Source organism: Rodentibacter caecimuris, assembly GCF_010587025.1.
GTDB classification, from domain to species: domain Bacteria; phylum Pseudomonadota; class Gammaproteobacteria; order Enterobacterales; family Pasteurellaceae; genus Rodentibacter; species Rodentibacter caecimuris.
Genome location: NZ_CP040863.1, coordinates 1,431,759 through 1,451,397, shown reverse-complemented (window position 1 = coordinate 1,451,397; position 19,639 = coordinate 1,431,759). Strand labels below are relative to the sequence as shown.

General features: G+C 41.4%; 23 protein-coding genes. 19 read left to right on the top strand and 4 right to left on the bottom strand.

The genetic code is table 11. The features are described 5' to 3' along the window. Positions 1-61 precede the first annotated feature (61 nt). Genes FEE42_RS07320 through FEE42_RS07230 form a run of 19 tightly spaced genes read left to right on the top strand, consistent with a single transcriptional unit; the run spans position 62 to position 16,443 of the window. A complete protein-coding gene (locus FEE42_RS07320) occupies positions 62-493 on the top strand; it encodes a hypothetical protein (RefSeq protein ID WP_059366110.1) in 432 nt (143 codons plus the stop codon). A 2-nt stretch (positions 494-495) separates the two neighbouring features. Then, positions 496-1,230 carry a beta-ketoacyl synthase chain length factor gene (locus FEE42_RS07315; RefSeq protein ID WP_164028028.1) on the top strand — a complete coding sequence of 245 codons (735 nt, stop codon included), beginning with the start codon at positions 496-498 and terminating at the stop codon, positions 1,228-1,230. Then, positions 1,215-2,003, top strand: a complete 789-nt coding sequence (locus FEE42_RS07310) for a lysophospholipid acyltransferase family protein (protein WP_164028027.1) — start codon at positions 1,215-1,217, stop codon at positions 2,001-2,003. Before FEE42_RS07315 ends, FEE42_RS07310 begins: the two co-directional genes overlap by 16 nt. Next, entirely contained in the window at positions 1,981-2,244 is a 264-nt protein-coding gene (locus FEE42_RS07305; protein WP_059366107.1) for a phosphopantetheine-binding protein, read from the top strand. The genes FEE42_RS07310 and FEE42_RS07305 overlap by 23 nt, the downstream gene beginning before the upstream one ends. Before the next feature lie 2 nt (positions 2,245-2,246). Next, positions 2,247-2,495, top strand: a complete 249-nt coding sequence (locus tag FEE42_RS07300) for an acyl carrier protein (protein ID WP_059368817.1) — start codon at positions 2,247-2,249, stop codon at positions 2,493-2,495. Next, positions 2,495-4,147, top strand: a complete 1,653-nt coding sequence (locus FEE42_RS07295) for an ApeI family dehydratase (protein WP_164028026.1) — start codon at positions 2,495-2,497, stop codon at positions 4,145-4,147. Before FEE42_RS07300 ends, FEE42_RS07295 begins: the two co-directional genes overlap by 1 nt. Before the next feature lie 6 nt (positions 4,148-4,153). Further along, entirely contained in the window at positions 4,154-4,702 is a 549-nt protein-coding gene (locus FEE42_RS07290) for a COG4648 family protein (RefSeq protein WP_059366105.1), read from the top strand. After that, a complete protein-coding gene (locus tag FEE42_RS07285; RefSeq protein WP_164028025.1) occupies positions 4,692-5,999 on the top strand; it encodes an AMP-binding protein in 1,308 nt (435 codons plus the stop codon). The genes FEE42_RS07290 and FEE42_RS07285 overlap by 11 nt, the downstream gene beginning before the upstream one ends. Continuing rightward, positions 5,999-6,721 carry a glycosyltransferase family 2 protein gene (locus FEE42_RS07280; RefSeq protein WP_164028024.1) on the top strand — a complete coding sequence of 241 codons (723 nt, stop codon included), beginning with the start codon at positions 5,999-6,001 and terminating at the stop codon, positions 6,719-6,721. The genes FEE42_RS07285 and FEE42_RS07280 overlap by 1 nt, the downstream gene beginning before the upstream one ends. Further along, positions 6,718-7,653 carry an LpxL/LpxP family acyltransferase gene (locus FEE42_RS07275; protein ID WP_164028023.1) on the top strand — a complete coding sequence of 312 codons (936 nt, stop codon included), beginning with the start codon at positions 6,718-6,720 and terminating at the stop codon, positions 7,651-7,653. Before FEE42_RS07280 ends, FEE42_RS07275 begins: the two co-directional genes overlap by 4 nt. Continuing rightward, positions 7,650-8,093 carry an acyl-CoA thioesterase gene (locus tag FEE42_RS07270; protein WP_164028022.1) on the top strand — a complete coding sequence of 148 codons (444 nt, stop codon included), beginning with the start codon at positions 7,650-7,652 and terminating at the stop codon, positions 8,091-8,093. Before FEE42_RS07275 ends, FEE42_RS07270 begins: the two co-directional genes overlap by 4 nt. Beyond that, positions 8,093-8,677, top strand: a complete 585-nt coding sequence (locus FEE42_RS07265) for a LolA family protein (protein ID WP_059368816.1) — start codon at positions 8,093-8,095, stop codon at positions 8,675-8,677. The genes FEE42_RS07270 and FEE42_RS07265 overlap by 1 nt, the downstream gene beginning before the upstream one ends. Positions 8,678-8,689: 12 nt before the next feature. Continuing rightward, entirely contained in the window at positions 8,690-10,957 is a 2,268-nt protein-coding gene (locus FEE42_RS07260; protein ID WP_164028021.1) for an MMPL family transporter, read from the top strand. Positions 10,958-10,973: 16 nt separating this feature from the next. Further along, the gene (locus FEE42_RS07255) at positions 10,974-12,209 is read left to right on the top strand and encodes an NAD(P)/FAD-dependent oxidoreductase (RefSeq protein WP_164028020.1); all 1,236 of its coding nucleotides are present in this window, start codon (positions 10,974-10,976) and stop codon (positions 12,207-12,209) included. Positions 12,210-12,211: 2 nt separating this feature from the next. After that, positions 12,212-12,694, top strand: a complete 483-nt coding sequence (locus tag FEE42_RS07250) for a hypothetical protein (RefSeq protein ID WP_164028019.1) — start codon at positions 12,212-12,214, stop codon at positions 12,692-12,694. Positions 12,695-12,696: 2 nt separating this feature from the next. Further along, positions 12,697-13,923 carry a beta-ketoacyl-ACP synthase gene (locus FEE42_RS07245; protein ID WP_164028018.1) on the top strand — a complete coding sequence of 409 codons (1,227 nt, stop codon included), beginning with the start codon at positions 12,697-12,699 and terminating at the stop codon, positions 13,921-13,923. Further along, a complete protein-coding gene (locus tag FEE42_RS07240; RefSeq protein ID WP_059366096.1) occupies positions 13,916-14,401 on the top strand; it encodes a hotdog family protein in 486 nt (161 codons plus the stop codon). The genes FEE42_RS07245 and FEE42_RS07240 overlap by 8 nt, the downstream gene beginning before the upstream one ends. Positions 14,402-14,413: 12 nt before the next feature. Then, positions 14,414-15,142: a 3-oxoacyl-ACP reductase FabG gene (gene fabG / locus FEE42_RS07235; RefSeq protein WP_059366095.1), complete on the top strand. Its 729-nt coding sequence runs from the start codon at positions 14,414-14,416 to the stop codon at positions 15,140-15,142. Positions 15,143-15,198: 56 nt separating this feature from the next. Beyond that, the gene (locus FEE42_RS07230; RefSeq protein ID WP_059366094.1) at positions 15,199-16,443 is read left to right on the top strand and encodes a beta-ketoacyl-ACP synthase; all 1,245 of its coding nucleotides are present in this window, start codon (positions 15,199-15,201) and stop codon (positions 16,441-16,443) included. Between the two features lie 29 nt (positions 16,444-16,472). On the opposite strand, the gene FEE42_RS07225 is transcribed toward FEE42_RS07230, so the two are convergent. The 4 genes from FEE42_RS07225 to FEE42_RS07210 are packed head-to-tail and all read right to left on the bottom strand — an operon-like array spanning position 16,473 to position 19,628. Beyond that, a complete protein-coding gene (locus FEE42_RS07225; protein WP_059366093.1) occupies positions 16,473-17,054 on the bottom strand; it encodes a beta-ketoacyl-[acyl-carrier-protein] synthase family protein in 582 nt (193 codons plus the stop codon). Beyond that, positions 17,051-18,097 (bottom strand): beta-ketoacyl synthase N-terminal-like domain-containing protein, encoded by a 1,047-nt coding sequence (locus tag FEE42_RS07220; RefSeq protein WP_135968940.1) that lies wholly within the window; start codon positions 18,095-18,097, stop codon positions 17,051-17,053. Before FEE42_RS07220 ends, FEE42_RS07225 begins: the two co-directional genes overlap by 4 nt. Continuing rightward, positions 18,094-18,381 (bottom strand): acyl carrier protein, encoded by a 288-nt coding sequence (locus tag FEE42_RS07215; RefSeq protein WP_059366091.1) that lies wholly within the window; start codon positions 18,379-18,381, stop codon positions 18,094-18,096. Before FEE42_RS07215 ends, FEE42_RS07220 begins: the two co-directional genes overlap by 4 nt. Further along, positions 18,381-19,628 carry an ABC transporter permease gene (locus tag FEE42_RS07210; RefSeq protein WP_059366090.1) on the bottom strand — a complete coding sequence of 416 codons (1,248 nt, stop codon included), beginning with the start codon at positions 19,626-19,628 and terminating at the stop codon, positions 18,381-18,383. The genes FEE42_RS07215 and FEE42_RS07210 overlap by 1 nt, the downstream gene beginning before the upstream one ends. Positions 19,629-19,639: the final 11 nt, after the last annotated feature.

The following is a 19,639-nucleotide window of genomic DNA, read 5'->3' as shown; positions in this document are numbered from 1 at the left end:
CAATGAATTAGCTAGGTAAAATTAGCTCGTTTTAAAGATTTTAATTTGAACAGGAGAGGGGATGAAAAACATTATTTTAGGGTTAATGGCATTTGGTTTAGCCGCATGTTCTGCGGGTGGGGTTGATGAAGGCAGCTTAAAACCTGTGAATCGTGCTTTGAATGTAAAGCATGTTTGTGTAAAAGGTAGTACGCGTGGTGCACCGGATCAATTTGTAGCCAGTTTAAAAACAAGCCTGAAAAAGAAAAATATTACCTCTGAATCAATCGCTAGCTCCAGTGATGCGAAGTGTGATTATATTTTAGCCTTTGGCGTAAAAGGTAACCGTAACATTGTGGCAAAAGCAAAACTACGTTTAATGGAAGTTAAAAATCAAAGTGAAGTTGGCTTTGTTCTTTATGCTCGCAAAGGTGATGAAAAAGATCGTGTTGCCGAAGTAGGTTTGCAAGGTCAAACTGATACTATGATTGGTCAATTATTCAAAGATTATTAATTATGTCAATCTGCCGCTTTTCATTCAATATTAAAAACTGGGCAATGGTTTGTTCTAAAAAACTAGAGTCAGACGATTGGAAAAAAGGAGAAACCTTTTGGCAAGAAAATGCGGTTAATTTTGAAGATGTTTCTCCTAAGTTAGCTTTTTTACCTCCGTTAAAACGTCGCCGATTAAGCCCATCCGCTCGTTTGTTTTTTGAATCAGCGTGGGATTTATTAGGCGAAAATAAAAATATTCCGGTAGTGTATGCCTCTTCAAATGGGGAAATTAATCGTAATTTTGATCTTTGGCATAGTTTATTGACAGAGGGAGATGTTTCCCCCACTTCCTTTAGCCTTTCCGTGCATAATGCTTTGGTAGGGCAATGGTCAGAACTTAATGGTGTAAAAGCGGAAACCACCGCATTAACCGCTCAACAAGATAATTTAGAGATCGCCTTGTTAGAAGCCCATTTATTATTGAACGAAGGAATAAAGCAAGTGTTGGTTGTTGTGGCAGAATCGCCTTTAGGGGATTCATACAATGTTTCACCCATTTATCGCCAGCCTTTTTCTTATGCGTTAAGTTTGTTAGTCGAAAAAGGGGGGGATTACACATTGGAGTTAGACGAGAGCGAGGGCGATCCTTCAGGCTCCGATAATGCATTAACTTGGGTAAAACATCAGCACTTAAGTATTAAAAAATGGCAAACGAAAAGTAGTGTAAAAGGAACGTGGCAATGGGGAAAAAACTAGATTGGATTCGCCGTTTTATTGCCACTGCATTAGGTTTTCTTTTTTGGGGCGTGGCTGGTAGCTTATTTCAGCTCTATCTTTATCCTTATGCTAAAAATCATAAAAAAAATAGTTTGGCTACCCAATTTAAGATTCGTCGTCTAGTTAGTAAAATTTGGGCATATTTTATCCGATATTTAACTATTTCGGGTGTTCTTGAGGTGAAATATCAAGGTTTTGAACGTTTAGGGTGTCAGGGACAATTAGTGTTGGTAAACCACCCGTCGCTACTCGATGTAGTATTGATTCTCTCTAAAGCCCCCGAACTGAATTGTATTGTAAAGAAAGAATTACTGAATAATCCTACAATGAGAAACCAAATTTTAGCCTGCGGTTTTTTACCCAATACCGAATCATTGGAACTTCTGGAAGAATGCGATGAGGTACTAAAAGAACAAGCGCTTTTGCTTTTCCCTGAAGGCACAAGAACCGGTTGGGATGGTGACATTAAACTCAATCGTGGTGCCGTATCTATTGGCTTGCGTAGTGCAAATATTATTACTCCAATCGTCATTAGAATGAATCCGCTGAATTTTAAAAAAGGGCAACCTTGGTATCAGTTGCCGAAAAAACGTATTCAATATGAACTTATTGTAGGAGAAGACATCAATCCGAAGGATTGGCTGGCAGAAAAACCATTACCGATTGCTTCTCGCCGATTAACCGAATATTTACAACATTATTTTAACTCTCAAACTAAGGATAATGAAAATGACACTCGAACAGCAACTTAAACAACTAATTATTGATAGTCTCGCACTAGAAGATGTTTCTATAAATGATATCGAAGACAATACGGTATTATTTTCTGATGAGGGTTTAGGACTTGATTCGGTGGATGCACTTGAATTAGGTTTGGCGGTACAAAAAACATTTGGTTTGCAGTTGGATAGCGAACAAAATCAATTACGTGAACATTTTGAAAGTGTTGCAACACTGGCACAATTTATTCGTAGTAAAAAAGGGGAAGTTTGATTGTGACTGAACAAGAAATCAGAGATTTACTCAGCGAAGCACTTCAATCGCTGTTTGAAATTGAACCGGAGCGAATTAAACCGGAAACCAATCTTTATGAAGAGTTAGAGATTGACAGCATTGATGCGATTGACTTGATTGATCATATCAAACGAAAAACGGGGCATAAATTACAGGCAGAAGATTTTCGCAATGTGCGTACCGTAGACGATGTGGTGCAAGCAGTGTTAAAACAACAAAACTCTGTGTAATGTTAGCCTATCTCCCTTCAGATCTCGTTGCCAATCAACCGGCTTGGACTTATGCGGATTTTGAGCAACGAGCCTTGCAGATTTCTGCGGAGCTCAGCATCCGCCAATTTCATTCTATTGCCGTTTGGATGGAAGATGGTGCTAAGTTGGCTTGCCTATTACTCGGTGCATGGCATGCTAATGTTCGTATATTATTTCCATCTAATTTTACCGAAGAAAGTATTCAATGGGTCAATCAGCATGCTCAATGTTGGATTACCGATCGCGAAGGAGAATTAGAGAACGCCTTTCAATTTGATGAATTTGCATCGCCCCCTTTTCAAAAAACTACACAAAATCGACCGCTCTTTGATTTCAACAATCAAACCGAAATTTGGTTAAAAACCTCGGGGAGTACGGGGGAGGCAAAAACTATTGTTAAAACTGCACAGCAAATGTGGCTCGGGGCTAATGTGCTTGCGCAAACCTTACCTTTTGCAAATGGCAATGCCACTACGGTGATTAGCACTGTGAGTATTCAGCATATTTACGGTTTAACCGTACATATTCTGATGGCATTGGTAAAAGGTTGGCGAATTGGGCGCATTCAACAGTTTTATCCGGAATGTATTTTTGTGCAAGCGAAGCAATGCAAATCAGCTGTGGTGGTGAGTAGCCCGTCAATGTTAGCAAGTATGGAATGGAAGCAAGCTAAATTGCCACAAAGTGTAATTGGTCTTATTTCATCGGGCGGTATGTTGGCGGAAGATTTATCGCAAACTATCCGTCGTTATGTACCGCTTGTTGAAATTTACGGCAGTACAGAGACCGGGCCAATCGCTATCCGTGAAGATATCGGTTTATGGCAATCTTTACCTGAAAGTCGGCTTGGCACCAATGAGCAAGGGGAATTATGGATTGAGGGAAGTTGGCTTTCCCAACGAGAACAAACCGCTGATGTCGTGAAGTTTGAAAATAGTGGTTTTCTCTTACTGGGGCGTTCCGATCGGATTGTGAAAATTGGAGATAAACGCATTTCTTTGATTAACGTAGAAAATACGTTAATTCAGCACAACTGGGTAAGTGATTGTTATATTGCAGAGCATCCAGAAAAAAAACGCTTAGCATCTTGGGTTGAATTGAACTGGGAGGGCATCGCATTTCTGCGTGAAAAAGGTCATCGGGCATTGGTTCGGATCTTAAAAACCAGTCTTAAATATTCTCAGGAAGAGGCTGCCATTCCACGTTTTTGGCGTTTTACCGATGCTTTACCTCGTAATACCCAATCAAAAATAAATAAACTGGCATTTAACCGCACTTTCTTAGAAGATTGCAAAGAGCCTATTTGGCTAGAAGAAAAATGTGAGGGCAATATATTTCAGGCTATGGGTAAAGTACCGTTAGACTTGGTTTACTTGAAAGATCATTTCTCTGAATTTCCACTTGTACCGGGTGTGGTGGAATTACAATGGATCTTTGAGCAAATAGCAAAACTTGTGCCACAACACTACACGTGTTCACACCTTGATAAATTAAAGTTCCAAAAATTTCTTCGTCCGGCGGATCAATTTACATTAAACCTCAAATGGGATGAAGCCAAAGGCAAGGTAGTTTTCCAACTCACCACTGAAAATGAGGTATGCTGTAGTGGCGTGGCGGTGTTGGTAAATTAGGCGGTTTTGATGAAAGCCATTATCAATTTAGTTTTATTTTTTGCTAGTCTTGCTTATCCGATTTATTGGTTATGGGGAGAAAGTTCACAGGTTTTGGTTTTACTGCCTTTTATTATCGGCTTTTTTTGGGGATTAAAAGGGATTTACGAACAAACTGCTATGCGGTATTTCTCGTGGGGTATTGCCATATTACTGATGATTGTCGGTATCACCCGCACCGATGAGATGATGTATGGTTATCCGATTATGATAAACGGCTTGATGTTGGTTATTTTCGGCACAAGTTTATGGCAAAAACAAACCATCATTGAACGTTTTGCCCGTATGCAAACCCCGAACCTGAGTGAAAAAGGTGTACGTTATACCCGTAATGTTACCCTGATTTGGTGCGGCTTTTTTATCTTCAACATTGCGATTTCAAGTATTACGATTTATTCCAATTTACTCGATTATTGGGCATTATATAACGGTTTCATTTCGTATCTTTTAATGGGCATATTAATGGCGGGAGAATGGATTGTCCGCCAATATATGAAGAAGCATTATGAAAAATAATTTTACGCCTAACACCTTAATTGCATTAAACCCTGAGTGGAAATGGCAGGATTTTGCCGAACGCTCACAACAAATTACCGCACAACTCAAACAAGATAATGTACATTCGGTGGCATTTTGGTTTGATGATGCTGCCAGTTTTGCTTGTGCTATATTGGCTTGTTTTAATGCCAATGTTCGAATTTTACTTCCGCCTAACTTATTGCCGGAAAACCAACAGTGGATCGCCGAGCATAGTGATTTTTTATTTGATGACAAGCGGTTTGAAACTTACGGAATTTTGCAAAAAGTTAGCGAAAACCGACCGCTCTTTGATAAAGAAAATCAAACGGAAATTTGGTTGAAGACTTCAGGTAGCAGTAGCGAACCCAAAATTCTATGTAAAACGGCACAACAAATGTGGATTGAATCACAAGCGATCGTCTCTTCTATCCCTTTTAACACGCCGGATTTTCACATCGTTTCAAGCGTTTCCGCACAACATCATTATGGATTGTCTTATCGCATTATGCTGCCGTTAGCGATGGGCTGGACAATTGGTCGTCAACAGTTGCCTTATCCTGAATATATGATCGCGGAGAGTCTATATGCCAAAAAATGTCTTTGGATCAGCAGTCCTGCGTTATTAAACCACTTAAATACGGCTGACTCACGTTTTGCTGATTTTAATCTTGCCGGCATCATTTCAGCAGGTGGCGTATTGCCTATTCACGTGGGCAATGCTTTACGGGAAAAACTCAACACAACCGTGGTGGAGTGCTATGGTAGTACGGAAACCGGCGCGATTGCTTTTCGGGCTGACGATGGACTTTGGCGCTCAACCCCATTTACTCAAGTGGGATTGAATGAACAGGGCGCATTGTGGGTGGATTCCCAATGGCTTAATCAGCGGGAACAAACCGCCGATGCGGCAGAATTTTACGGTGAACAATTTAAACTACTAGGGCGGATTGATCGCATTATCAAGTTTGGTGATAAGCGAATTTCGCTCGTCAGTATTGAGCAGCATTTACTCCAACAACCTTTGGTCGCAGATTGCTACATTGCCCCACACCCGAAGAAAGCACGCCCTGCCGCCTGGGTAGCCTTAACGGAGGAGGGGATTCATGCGTATCATCAACAAGGGAGAACAGCATTGATTGAACGACTTCGTCATTTTCTAATGCAATCGCAAGAAATGGCGGGTATTCCTCGGTTTTGGCGTTTCACTCAACAGCTGCCACGCAATAGTCAATCTAAAATCAGTCGTGTGGATTTTAACCGGGTTTTTCTCACCGGACAGGACGATAACTTGTAATGTATAAGGTAATAGCAGTAATCCCTCACTACAATCACTCAGGCACAATTTGCAATGTAGTTCAACAGTTTTTAGACCTCGGCTTACCTGTATTGGTCGTGGATGATGGTTCGACTATTGAACACCAAGCCACCTTACAAAGCCTACAAAATAGACAAGATGTTTCCGTTTATTTTCGTTCACAAAATGGCGGCAAAGGGGCGGCAATGAAAAGCGGCTTCAAGTATGCTGTAAAAATGGGATTTGATTATGTCATACAAGCGGATGCCGATGGGCAACATCATCTTGCTGATGTAAAAATAATGCTGGAAAAAATGCAAAAAAATCCGACCGCACTTATTTGTGGTCGCCCGATTTACAGCAATGATGCACCCAAATCACGCCTTTACGGACGTAAAATCACGAATTTTTGGAATGCCATTCATACCCACTCTTTTGACATTAAAGATGGTATGTGTGGCTTTCGCCTTTACCCACTTAAGCCTTTGCAAAACTTACTAAACAACGAACCGCTTGGAGATAGAATGGATTTCGACGTTGAAATTCTGGTTAAAGCTCATTGGTATCAAATACCGTTTATTTGGGTGGACACTCCGGTGCGGTATGAGTTAGGGGGCATATCACATTTTAGGGCGTGGGCAGATAATTGGCTGATTAGCAAAATGCATACCAAACTTTTCTTCGGTATGCTAGCCCGTTGGTTTACAGGAAAGCCACTATGAGTGGGCAACAGCAGCATTGGGCGAGGCAGCAGGAGCGTGGTAATCATTTTTTCTTAAATCTTACCCGCTTAATTGTGCAGTATTTACCGTTAGTTGCTATTCGTGTCGTGACCTTTTTGGTGGTGTGTTATTTCTTTGCCACATCAAAAAACGCCCGTAAAAATATCCGCACTTACCAATACAATCTTAGTCGGTGTTATCCGAAAGTAAAACTCCCTACCTTCTCGGTTTTTCGACAATTTTTAGCTTTTGGCGAATCTATTACCGATCGCTTTGCGGTATGGCAACATAAGATTACTTATAAAGATTTAACCGTTGATGATGCAGATAACCTTTATCAAGATATTCATGAAAGCCGGCAGTATCGCGGACAATTACTCGTTTGTTCCCATTTCGGCAACATTGAAGTATGCCGTTCTTTGGTGGACGATGGACATCACCCAAATTTTCGCTTAAATGTATTAGTACATAGCCGCCACGCAGAAGCCTTTAATCAAGCGTTGGTGAAAGCGGGAGCAAGTGAGTTATCACTGATTCAAGTGGAGGATTTGGATGCCGCAAAAATGTTAGAGTTGCACAAACGTTTGGAAGATGGCGAGTGGATTGCTATTGCGGCGGATCGTATTCCCGTGCGGGGTGATAAAAGGGCGAAAATTAATTTTCTCGGGCAAGAAGTCGACTTTCCGCAAGGGGCATGGTTCTTAGCCTCACTGTTAAAAGCCCCGATTAACACCGTCTTTTGTTTAAAAGAACAAGGGCGTTACCGCTTGAAATTACGCCGTTTTTGTCCGCAAATTACGGGGCGTGGAAAAGTGCGGGAAGAAAACATTCGCCAAGCTATGCAACAATATGCCGATTGCCTTGCCAAAGAATGTGAAGCCAATCCGCTTCTTTGGTTTAATTTTTACGATTTCTGGAAAAAATCCGAATGAAAAAACACATTTTCTGCCACCACACTTCTGAATACGACATTCAATTTTTCGATGTGGATTCGATGGATATTATGTGGCACGGACATTACGTCAAATATTTAGAAATGGCTCGTTGTGCTTTATTGGAAGAAATTCATTACACCTACGATGTGATGAAAAACCAAGGTTACGCTTGGCCGATTGTGCAGTTGAACGTGAAATATGTTCGTCCTGCCTTATTTCGCCAAAAAATCCGTATTGAGCTGAACCTAGTTGAATATGAGAGCAGTCTTCGCATTGATTATGTCATCCGCGATGCCCTTTCAGGAAAAAAACTCACCACGGCGAGTACCACTCAAGTAGCGGTGGAAATCGCAAGCGGAGAAATGCAATTCCAAACGCCGAACTGTTGGCGAAGTGCGGTTGAAAGTCACCCGAGTTTTAAAGCGGAGCAAAGATGATGAAGAAAATTATTTTTCTCTTGGGCTTATTGATAAGCACTTGGTCGTATGGTTTTTCAGAGCAAGATTTAATCAGTCAGCTGCAAAAACCACAAAGTGTACAAGGCGATTTTGTGCAAGAACGCCATCTTAAAGCTCTCAGTCGCCCGATTATAACTGAAGGGGAATTTACGCTTGTGGCAAATAAAGGGTTGTTATGGCAAATGGAAAAACCCTTCCCCATCCAACTTCGAGTGACCGAAAAGGGCATTATGCAGTGGAACGGCAAGCAATGGATCAATAATGGCAAATTAGGGCAAGCAGAGCAAATCCGACTTTTTTTAGGCTTGCTTTCGGGGGATGTGAATGGGTTGAAGACGCAGTTTAAACTGGCATTAAGCGGTACGACAGAACAATGGAAAGTCACGCTAACGCCGGACTCCCTATTGATGAAACAGATCTTTAATCAGATCACAATTCAAGGTAATGAGGTAGTGAAAAGAATTCAGCTTGATGAAACTCAGGGCGATAGAACTGACATCACGTTTAAAAATAATCGAATTAATCAGCCTTTGGCAGATTTTGTCCGTCAGGCATTGGAATAATTTGCAAATTTAATGAAAAAATCAACCGCTCTTTCTGTTCTTTCAACTTTTTTCTTACTTACTGTTTGTGGCTTGTTTACCTTTCTCATTTGTCAAGGAAACTGGCTGCAAACGGATCTGCGTACTTTGTTACCTGAAGAGCAAAGTTGGCAGTCTATTCAAATCCAAGCCGATCAAAAACAAGAAACCCGTTTTAACCAACAGCTAATTGCAATGGTTGGTCATCAGGATGCAGAGCAAGCCTTTCAGTTAGCGACAGAGATTGTCCGACAATGGCAAGCAAGTGATCTATTTTCGCAAATTAATGACAACATCCAACCCGATTTACCCGCTTTACAACAAGAACTCAATTTATTGAAGTTTGCCACCTTGCCAGCCCCAGTACGTAAGCAGTTGGCTGAACAACCTGAAACTTATTTTCAGCATTACGCCGAGCAGATCCTAAACCCATTCGAGAAAGCAAATTTATTGCCATTAGAACAAGATTGGCTGGGCTTTGGGCGTTTTGTGTTTAACTCGTCAGCCATTGCGATGCAGTGGAATATGGATAACGGTATGCTTTACACCGAGCAAGATGGCATTACTTGGGTGCTATTGCGTGGCGAATTGGCACAAGCTGAAACAGTAAAACCTGTCCACACCTTATTAAATATGGTGGGCGAAAATCGCCTCTTGGCAGAAGCAAAACAAGCCACATTTTTAGTAACCGGTGCTGCCCTATTTACCGCAGATGCCCAACAAAAAGCAGAAACCGAAAGCAGCGTTATGAGTGTATTATGCATTTCTTTAATACTGATATTATTGCTATTTGTATTCCGAACATGGCGGATTGTATGGTTATTTTTACCGATCTTAGTCGGTATGCTAAGTGGGTTATGCGGGGTGATTTTAGGTTTTGGTCAGGTGCATATTCTCACTATTGTAATTGGTACGAGCCTTGTGGGTGTACTAATTGATTTCCCATTGCACTGGCTTGCCTCTTCCTTGTTTGCGTCGAATTGGCAAGGGACGCAGGCAATGCGTTCGCTACGTTTTACCTTTTTGATTAGTTTACTGATTACCTTTGTAGGTTATGCATTGCTTGGTTTTACCCATTTACCGATTTTAAAACAAACGGCATTATTTTCGATGGTGGCATTAGTCGGGGCGGTTTTAACGACAATATTTATCTTGCCAAACTTATTCTGGCATTGGCAGGTAGCTTGCCCTTCATTATTTTTGAGCAAAGTGCGGTCAATTTTAGATCGATTTTTTACCCAGCCTTTCCATAAAATAACGATATTGTTTTGGGTGCTTTTTTCCGTTGCGGGCATTTACCAAACTCAATGGCAAGACGATATTCGTCAATGGGTTGCTTTACCGGATGAGATGTTGAAGGAAGCCCAACAAATTGCTCAATTAACGGGGGTTAACTTAAGTAGCCAATACTTGTTAGTGATCGCCCCCGATGATGAAAAACTGTTGCAAAAAGAGAGTGAACTTACAGAACAGTTACTCCAGAAAGGCATTGCATTTCAAGCTGTTTCGCAATGGCTAATGCCAAAAGCACAGCAACAAGCATGGGGAGAAAGACTAAGTCAATTACCACCGAAAAGTTATGCGGTTATGGAACAAATTGGGGTGTCGGTTAGTGAGATCCGACAAGCCACTCACCAGTTAAAAACAACTAAAACGGTATCTTTAAACGAAGCGTTACAAACACAGATAGGGCAAGGCTGGCAAGGATTTTATTTAGGCAAGCTGGAAGATAATCAGGTAGCAAGTCTTGTTCGGGTAAACTTGCAAGCGGGTCAATCAGCCGAACAATTTGCTAATGGCAAAGATATTTTTTGGCAAGACAAACGCGCTCACTTAAATGCATCTTTTGAACATACCCGCAATCAAGCAGCATGGTTGAAGCTGCTTTCTTTTATTTTGGCTGGCATTTTATTGTGGCGGTTTGGGGGGATAAAACGTGGTGTGATGATGTTGTTGCCACCACTACTTGCCATTGTAATGACGATTGCTGTTTTCGGTTGGTTCGGTTTGCCAATAGGACTGTTTTCACTATTCGGTCTGTTGCTTGTTTCTGCCATTGGTGTGGATTACACCGCCTATATGCAAACTGCTCAAGAACCTTTATCTAATAAGCGGATTGCGATATTATTAGCCGCACTTACTACATTAATTTCTTTTATGTTATTGGGGATTAGTTCTACCCCTGCGGTGGCGATATTTGGGTTAAGCGTCAGTATCGGCGTATTGTTTAGCGTAGCAATCACATTTAAATTATTTCGTTAAATTTGGAGAATTATCTATGGCGTTATTTGATGTCGCAATTATTGGCGCCGGTCCGTCCGGTTCGGTTGCTGCCGCCTTATTGCACAAACAAGGCCTAAAGGTTTGTGTGATTGAAAAACAGCATTTCCCACGTTTTGTGATTGGCGAAAGTTTACTGCCTTATTGTATGGATATGTTGGAAGAAGCAGGCTTAGTCGATGCCGTTCACGCAGAGCCAAGTTTCCAATTTAAAAACGGTGCAGCGTTCACTTGGGGTAATCGTTATACCTATTTTGATTTTACGGATAAATTCACCCCCGGCCCCGGTACGACTTACCAAGTTCGCCGAGGCATTTTTGATAAAATTTTAATTGATGAAGTGGCGAAAAAAGGTGTAGATGTTCGTTTTGGTGAAGAAGTGTTGGCGTTCGATAATTCGCAAGAAAATGCAGAGCTTTCCATTCGCAAAGAAAACGGCGAAGAATACCGCTTATCAGCTCGTTTTGTGTTAGATGCCAGTGGTTACGGACGAGTATTGCCCCGTTTACTTGATTTAGAAACGCCATCATGTTTGCCTGCCCGTGTGGCACGTTTTACGCATATTGATGACAACATTACCGATCCTGATTTTGACCGTAACAAAATTTTGATTACTACCCACCCAGTACACCGTGATGTGTGGTTATGGCTCATTCCATTTGCGGATAACCGCTGTTCTATCGGGGTGGTAGGTTTACCTGAAACCCTTGAAGGTGATAATGAAACCGTATTGAAAAAATTTGCCCTAGAATGCCCAATGCTAAAACGCATTTTAGTGAATGCAAATTGGGAAAACGAATTTCCGTTCCGCAGTATTCAAGGTTATTCTGCAAACGTGAAAACCTTATTCGGTAAACACTTTGCTTTGTTAGGCAATGCAGCAGAATTTTTAGATCCGGTCTTCTCATCAGGAGTAACCATTGCATTACACTCTGCTCGTTTAGCAACAGGTTTAATTATCCGTCAATTAAACGGAGAAAATGTGGATTGGAAAACTGAATTCAGTGATGAGTTAATGGTTGGTGTAAATGCGTTCAGAACTTATGTAACAGGTTGGTATGAAGGATCATTCCAAGATGTAGTATATGCCCGTAATCCTCAACCGGAGATCCGCCAAATGATTTCTTCGATTTTGGCAGGTTATGCTTGGGATACCAATAATCCTTATGTGGCGAAATCTGAAGCACGTTTAAAAGCTTTGGCTGAAGTGTGCGGAGTTGCGACACAAGATTAATGATGAAAAAATACCTTTTGTTGGGCTTGTTCGGTTTGTTTTTAACTGCCTGTTCAAATCTACCCAGAGTTCAAACTTTGCCACTACAACAAAAAACGGAGCGGTTATTTAAAGTGGAACAACGGGATATAAATGGTGGGTTGAAACAATCCAGCTTGCTGAGTTTATCCGCTCAACCACAGGTATGGCGATGGGTGCAAAGTGATCCTTTGGGTGCACCTATCGCCCGCGTCATTTTGAATAATGAAGGGTGGCAAAATGACGGTTTTGTTATGCCAAATCAGCAAGCCAAACAGCTATTTTCGGCGATTGCTACTGCACTTAATACGGAGTCGTTGTTTACATTTAGCCACATTGAGCGAACCCAACAGGCGACTACCTATTTTGTAGATAAAAAACAAGTTTGGCGAATTATTCCCCGGCAGTCGGGTATCGATATTGAACTGGCTGATATGAGTTATTGGCACATTGAAGAACTAAATTAAAAATGACCGCACTTTATTTAAGCCGTCCGGCTATTCTGAGTTGCTTGGGTGAAGGTATTGCCCATCATATCCAAACCTTATTGGAAAGGGTCGATTCACCATTAACATTATCCGATCAGCTATTCCGAGCAGAAAATCTTAATGGGTCAGCCTATATACTTGGATCGATTAAAACGGATTTACGCCCTTTCCTGGTGAGTTTGTCTGATGAACATCGTAGCCGAAACAACCAAGTACTATGGCATTGTTTACAGCAACTGGAACCACAAATTGAGGTGGCAATCACAAAATTTGGTGAGCATCGCATTGCGGTCGTTATCGGCTCTTCTACCACTGGTGTGGATGAAAACATTCCCGTGTTTAAATATGAAGCCGCACATCCAAATGATTGGTCTGGGGAAAAATTCAAACAACAACAGCAATATTTTTCTGCTCCGGCTGATTTCATTGCACATCAATATGGCTTGAAAGGCTTGGTTTATGGCATTTCTACCGCTTGCACCTCAGGGGCAAAGGCACTGATCACTGCGGCACGTTTGCTCAAAGTCAATATATGCGATGCAGTGATTTGTGGTGGCGTGGATACCCTCTCCTTGCTCACAGTAAAGGGTTTTAACTCACTTTCTGTATTATCGGATAAAAGAACCAATCCGTTTTCCGTTAATCGTCAAGGTATTAATATTGGTGAAGGCGCGGCCGTGTTTATCATGAGTCGTGAAAAACTTGATGACACATCCGTACAACTATTAGGTTACGGGGCAAGTAGCGATGCATATCATATGTCATCGCCACACCCACAGGGGGAAGGCGCAATGACCGCTTTTCATGCCGCATTAGCCTCAGCACAAGTAGAACCACATCAAATCGGTTGGATTAATTTACACGGTACAGGCACAATCCATAATGATCAAATGGAATCTCTTGCTGTCAGCGTTGTATTTGGCAATCAAACTTTTTGTACCAGTACCAAACCTTATACCGGGCATACTCTAGGGGCTGCGGGTGCAATTGAAGCGGCGATTTTATGGGGAATGATTGACCGAACATTAAATCCAACCGGGCAATTACCCGCTCAATTATGGGATGGCGAAAAGGATCCACTGCTACCAGACATTGCATTAACGGATTCTCACAGTCGTTGGATAAATGACAAACGAATAGGGGCAAGTAGCTCTTTCGCTTTTGGCGGTAATAATACGGTACTTATTTTGGGGGAAACAGATGATTGACTTGACATGTCCGATAACCAATGTTGCTTCCCTTATACCGCATAGTGGAAAAATGGTGATGTTGGAAAAAATTACCGATTTTGGCGATAATTTTCTGATTGCTGAAGCCACACCAACGGAAGCTTGTTTATTGGTCAAAAATGGGGAATTACCTACTTATATGGCGGCTGAGATTATGGCACAAGGTATTGCGGCTTGGGCGGGTTGTAAATGTATGAAAGCCGGACAGCCAATTAGTTTAGGTTATTGGATTGGTTCTCGAAAGCTAAAATTTTACACCCCCTTGGTCACACTGGGACATCGGTTGCAGATTCGTATTCAACTTTCTATTGAAGATGCAACCGGGTTTGGTGTGTTTGACTGCTCCCTGACAGATTTAGACACCGAGCAAGTTTTAATTGAAGGAGCGTTGAATGTTTACCGTCCTCAAGTAAATACCGATAAAAAAACACACAGAAAATTAACCGCACTTTTTTAAAAAGAGAATACAATGAAGCAAACTATTTTAATTACCGGCTCTAGCCGAGGCATTGGCAAAGCGATTGCCTTGCGTCTCGCTCAATCAGGCTTTGATATTGTCGTACATTGCCGCAACCGTATTGAAGAGGCGGAAGATGTCGCTCAATCAATCAGAAATTTAGGGAAAAGTGCAAGAGTGCTACAATTTGATGTGAGCAATCGTGAGCAAACCGCCCAGAAATTATTGGCAGACGTAGAAGAGTATGGTGCGTATTATGGTGTGGTGCTTAATGCTGGTTTAACCCGTGATAATGCCTTTCCTGCACTGACCAATGAGGATTGGGATGTGGTACTACGTACTAATTTGGACGGTTTTTACAATGTGCTTCATCCGATTATGATGCCAATGATCCGTCGTCGAAAAGCCGGACGCATTGTTTGTATTACCTCTGTTTCTGGCATTATTGGTAATCGTGGGCAAGTGAATTATAGTGCATCGAAAGCGGGTATTATTGGGGCGGCAAAAGCCCTTGCAGTAGAATTGGCAAAACGCAAAATTACCGTTAACTGTGTCGCTCCGGGATTAATTGATACGGAAATTTTAGATGAAAATCTACCGATTGATGAAATTTTAAAAATGATCCCAACCGGCAGAATGGGTAATCCTGATGAAGTGGCTCATACTGTTGATTTCTTGATGGATGAAAGAGCTGCCTATATTACCCGACAAGTTATCGGCGTAAATGGTGGCTTGTGCTAACTGTGTAAGGGCTGATTCTATATCAGCCTGTTTTATAATAAATAATGAGAGCAAAGATGAAACGAGTTGTTGTCACCGGTATTGGGGCTGTTACTGCCTTTGGTAAAGAATGGCAAGAAATAAAGTCTGCATTTCAACGCAAACAAAATGCCGTGCAAGCTAAAAAAGATTGGGTTGAACGCTACCCTGAATTAGAAGCACGTTTAGGTGCAGAAATTCACAATTACCAACCACCAAAACATTGGACGCGGAAACAATTACGCAGTCTTGGGCGTGTTTCACAGTTTGTTGTGGAGGCTAGCGAGCGTGCTTTGGCTAACGCTAATTTACTTGATGGAAACGGTGAAATTTTAGCTTATCTCAAAGATGGCAGAATGGGCGTGGCTTGTGGTTCTTCAACCGGCTCTACCAACGACATCAAAGATGCGGCCGAACTTTTGATGACAGGTAAATCGGACGGTTTCAATGCCAATACTTATGTTCGAATGATGCCTCATACCACTGCGGCAAACATTGGTATTTTCTTTGGTTTAACAGGGCGAATTATCCCAACCTCCAGTGCTTGTTCTTCAGGCAGCCAAGGAATCGGTTATGCTTATGAAGCAATTAAGTATGGGCTTATTCCAATGATGCTAGCTGGTGGTGGTGAGGAATTTTGTCCGTCGGAAGTCTATGTTTTCGATTCCCTTTATGCAGCAAGTCGAAACGTGGACAATCCAAGCAAAACCCCACGTCCGTACGATAAAGATCGGGACGGTCTCGTCATTGGTGAGGGAGCAGGAATGTTTGTATTAGAAGAATTAGAACACGCCCTTGCACGCGGTGCGAACATCATTGCCGAGCTGGTCGGTTATGGAGCAAACAGTGATGGGGCACATGTTACCCGTCCACAAAAAGACACTATGCAACGCTGTATGGAATTAGCACTTAAAGATGCCAATCTATCACCCGAAAAAATTGGTTATGTGAATGGGCACGGTACGGCGACAGAACAAGGCGATATTGCTGAAACCCTCGCAACCGAAGCTATCTTCGGAAAAATTCCACTCAGTTCACAAAAAAGCTATTTTGGTCATACACTCGGTGCTTGTGGTGCTTTGGAGTCGTGGTTCTCCATTGAAATGATGAGGGATGCTTGGTTTGCCCCAACGTTAAACTTAGATAATATTGATGAACGCTGTGGTAAGCTAGATTATATTCGAGGGGAGGGGCGTGAAATTCACACAGATTATGTGATGAATAATAACTTTGCCTTTGGCGGTGTAAATACCTCATTGATTTTTAAGCGGTGGAAAGCATAATTTAATCGGTCGGGTGAAACCCGACCAAATTAAATCTTTTGCACAATCGACAAAAAATCCAAATTTTGCATATCTTCACATTTTGGCAAAACTGCTAATTTTTTGACCGCACTTTCTGACTCTTTGGATACTAGCCAAAATATCGCGCCTTCCGGTTGTTTTTCTAGGTTTCCTTCCAGCACCCATCCGATCAAAGCTTGTTCTATATCACCGTTGATTAAATCTAGTTTTGCTAATTGAAGTGGTTGCCAGATTGTTTTTTGATTAATCGGTAGAAAGATTGAATTTCCCATTATTTGAAAGATTTGAGCAAGTTGAAACGTCGCTGCATTATTGATATTCGCCATAAAATCTAATGGACTCGGCATATCGTATTCATTAAGTTGATGAAACATCTTGTCAAATTTACTTGGTGAGTTAAAGGGGGAACCAAGATAAATACCACAAGTGGGCTGAATACTATTTTTTAGTGGTAATGCACCCAACAAGGCGAGCTGGGTGAAACGGCTAAAACGACGGGGATCAATGCCCTCTATTTGTAGTTGTTGGCGAAGGGCTTTATCCGTCTTTCCGTTTGCTATAAACGTATTTTTCTGTTGTAAATAAATCATTCACCCACCTTGGTTACCCATGCGATATGACTGCCGCCGAAACCTAAAAAATAGTGTAAATAATAACCGCACTTTAAGGCTTTTCCATGGGCTGTCCATTGATTTTTATCTTCCATTTGCCAAGGTAATTCGGTAAGGTATTGGGTTTGTAAACTTTGATAAAAAAATACTGTTTCCAATACACCGCTTGCGCCGAGTGTGTGTCCCATATAAGGTTTGACTAACATCCACTCTGTTTGTGGGAAAAGTTCTCTCAGTACTTGTTTTTCCATTTCATCACTACTACCGCCCACACCATGAATTTTGATGCCTTGGATTTGTTCCGCCGATATTTGGACTTTTTTAAGGCATTGCTTAAGCAAGGTTTTCAATGAGTTTTTGTTGCTATTGGTCAGATTTTCATTATCTGTTACGCTCGTTACACCTAAGATTTCGCAATATAAGGAGCGATTTGGTTGGATAGATAATGCTATACACCCCATACCCTCACCTAAAATCATGCCATTGGATGCGATCATCGGTAAATAAGATGGCTCTTGGGAAAGTAAATTCATTGCTTGAAAATGCTCAAACGTTAAGCGATTAAACATTTCAAAACCGAGTACTAAGGCTTTTTCTGCTATGTTATTTTTCAGCATTTTATAGGCATAGCCAATGGCTTGGGCGGAAGAGGTGCAGGAGGTTGCAAAACTAAATACTTGTGTTTGATACCGTTCTCGTAAATGATCAGCTATCACCGCCAAGCTGTATTCTTTTGGTAGCGGTTGTTGATTGGCAATACGGGCTTCGCAATCACTCATGACATAAGCTGTGGAGCCAAGCAAAATGGGAATATTTTTAACTTCAGTTTTATTCCAATTTACTTGTTTTAAAGTGCCGTCGATTTGCTCATCAAAATAAGCATAAAGCCGTTCAAGGGAAAGCAGTGGTTCTTTAAATGCATTGAAGTAAGGTAATACTGTTGTTTGCCCTAACATTTGGCTGGTTCGTTGTCCGAGTTTTTCCGCAAATTGGGCAGAAACGGCGTTAATATAGACGGTCATTTTTGGTGTTGTTCACGAATAAAAGCCGCAAGATCGCGCACGTTCATCATATGCTTACGCACCATTCGGTCACCCTGTAAACGTACTTTAAAATGTGCCTGTAATGCCACCGCAATTTGTAACGCATCAAGGGAATCTAACTGAATACGGCTTTGCCCGCCAAAAAGAGGTTCGTCATCAGAAATTTCATCAGGTTCAAGTTCCTCTTTTTCCGATTCCTGTAAAATGAGTTTTTTTAACTCTAATTCAAGCAAATTTGATTCAAGAGTAAAAAGATAAGCCATTAAAATCTCACTTGTTTTTTCAATTGTTGTTGATAGAGAACAGCCGCCAACCCGATCATCAGTATGCCGAAAGCAGTCAATTTTATTAAATAATCGGCAATTTGGATTAGTTCATACCGGTTGAGCAATAAATTTTGGAAACCGCTTAACGCCCATCCCATCGGTGAAAATTCCGCAACTGTTTGCATCATATCGGGCATCACATAGGTCGGCACCATAATACCGCCGATAGCCGCCATAATGATAATTCCTCCACCACCTAACACAACGGCGTGTTCGGTTGTACGCGCGATAACACTCACGAATAAACCATAGCCGAGTGCGGCAATGCTGACCGTCATTGATAACACCCCATATTGCCACCATTCACCATTCAAAGAAAATGCCGGCATATCAAAGTATGGCAATACAAAATACCCCAGTGAAATCATACCGATAAATTGTAATTGGTTAATCAAAAAATAGGGGAGCAATTTCGCTACGATTAAATTTAATGCCGAAGCCCTAGCCATTCGTAAGCGAGTAATGGTATTGGTTTGGCGTTCCATTGCCATCACATTTGACAGCGGAATCATAATAAAAAACATGCCAAAAATCAGCCAAGCAGGTACACTATGCTGTACCGAGTTAGGCTTTGTGACTTGCTCTCCTTGACGATTAAGATAGACTTCCTGCCACTGTGCTTTGGCTAAATAATCATTGATTTGTGCAAATTTTTCATCTAGATTCTGATTGACTTTTTTCTCTATCTCTTTGATTTGCTTCTGCTGACGATTTTTCAACTTGATGTGATTGTCCGCTAAATATTGTTCCAAGCGTAGTCTTGTGTAGTGCTTTTGTAAAATGCCTTTCACACCTAACAACCAGCCTCGATCAATACTTGGATTTAAACGTAATTCCAACGGTTTTTCGCCGGAAAGAGCGGTCAATTTTGAGTTAGAATTGATAATTAATAAAGAATATATGCCCTCTGTTAATGCATTTTCTGCTTTTATCCGCTCTGACCGAATATTACCCTGCACTACACTCAGCCCTTCCTCTTTTAAAGCCTGAAATAAAGCCTCATTTAATGGATTTTCCCTTTCCGATAACAGCATAATCGGTGTTTCTTGGCTTAATTCACTCTCATTACTTAATGCGGCGGACATAATAAACATAAATAAGATCGGCATAATAAATAACACCGCAACCCCGTGTAAATCGCGACTTAACAGGCGAAGTTCTTTACAGATTGAAGCTATTAACATAATTATTGTCG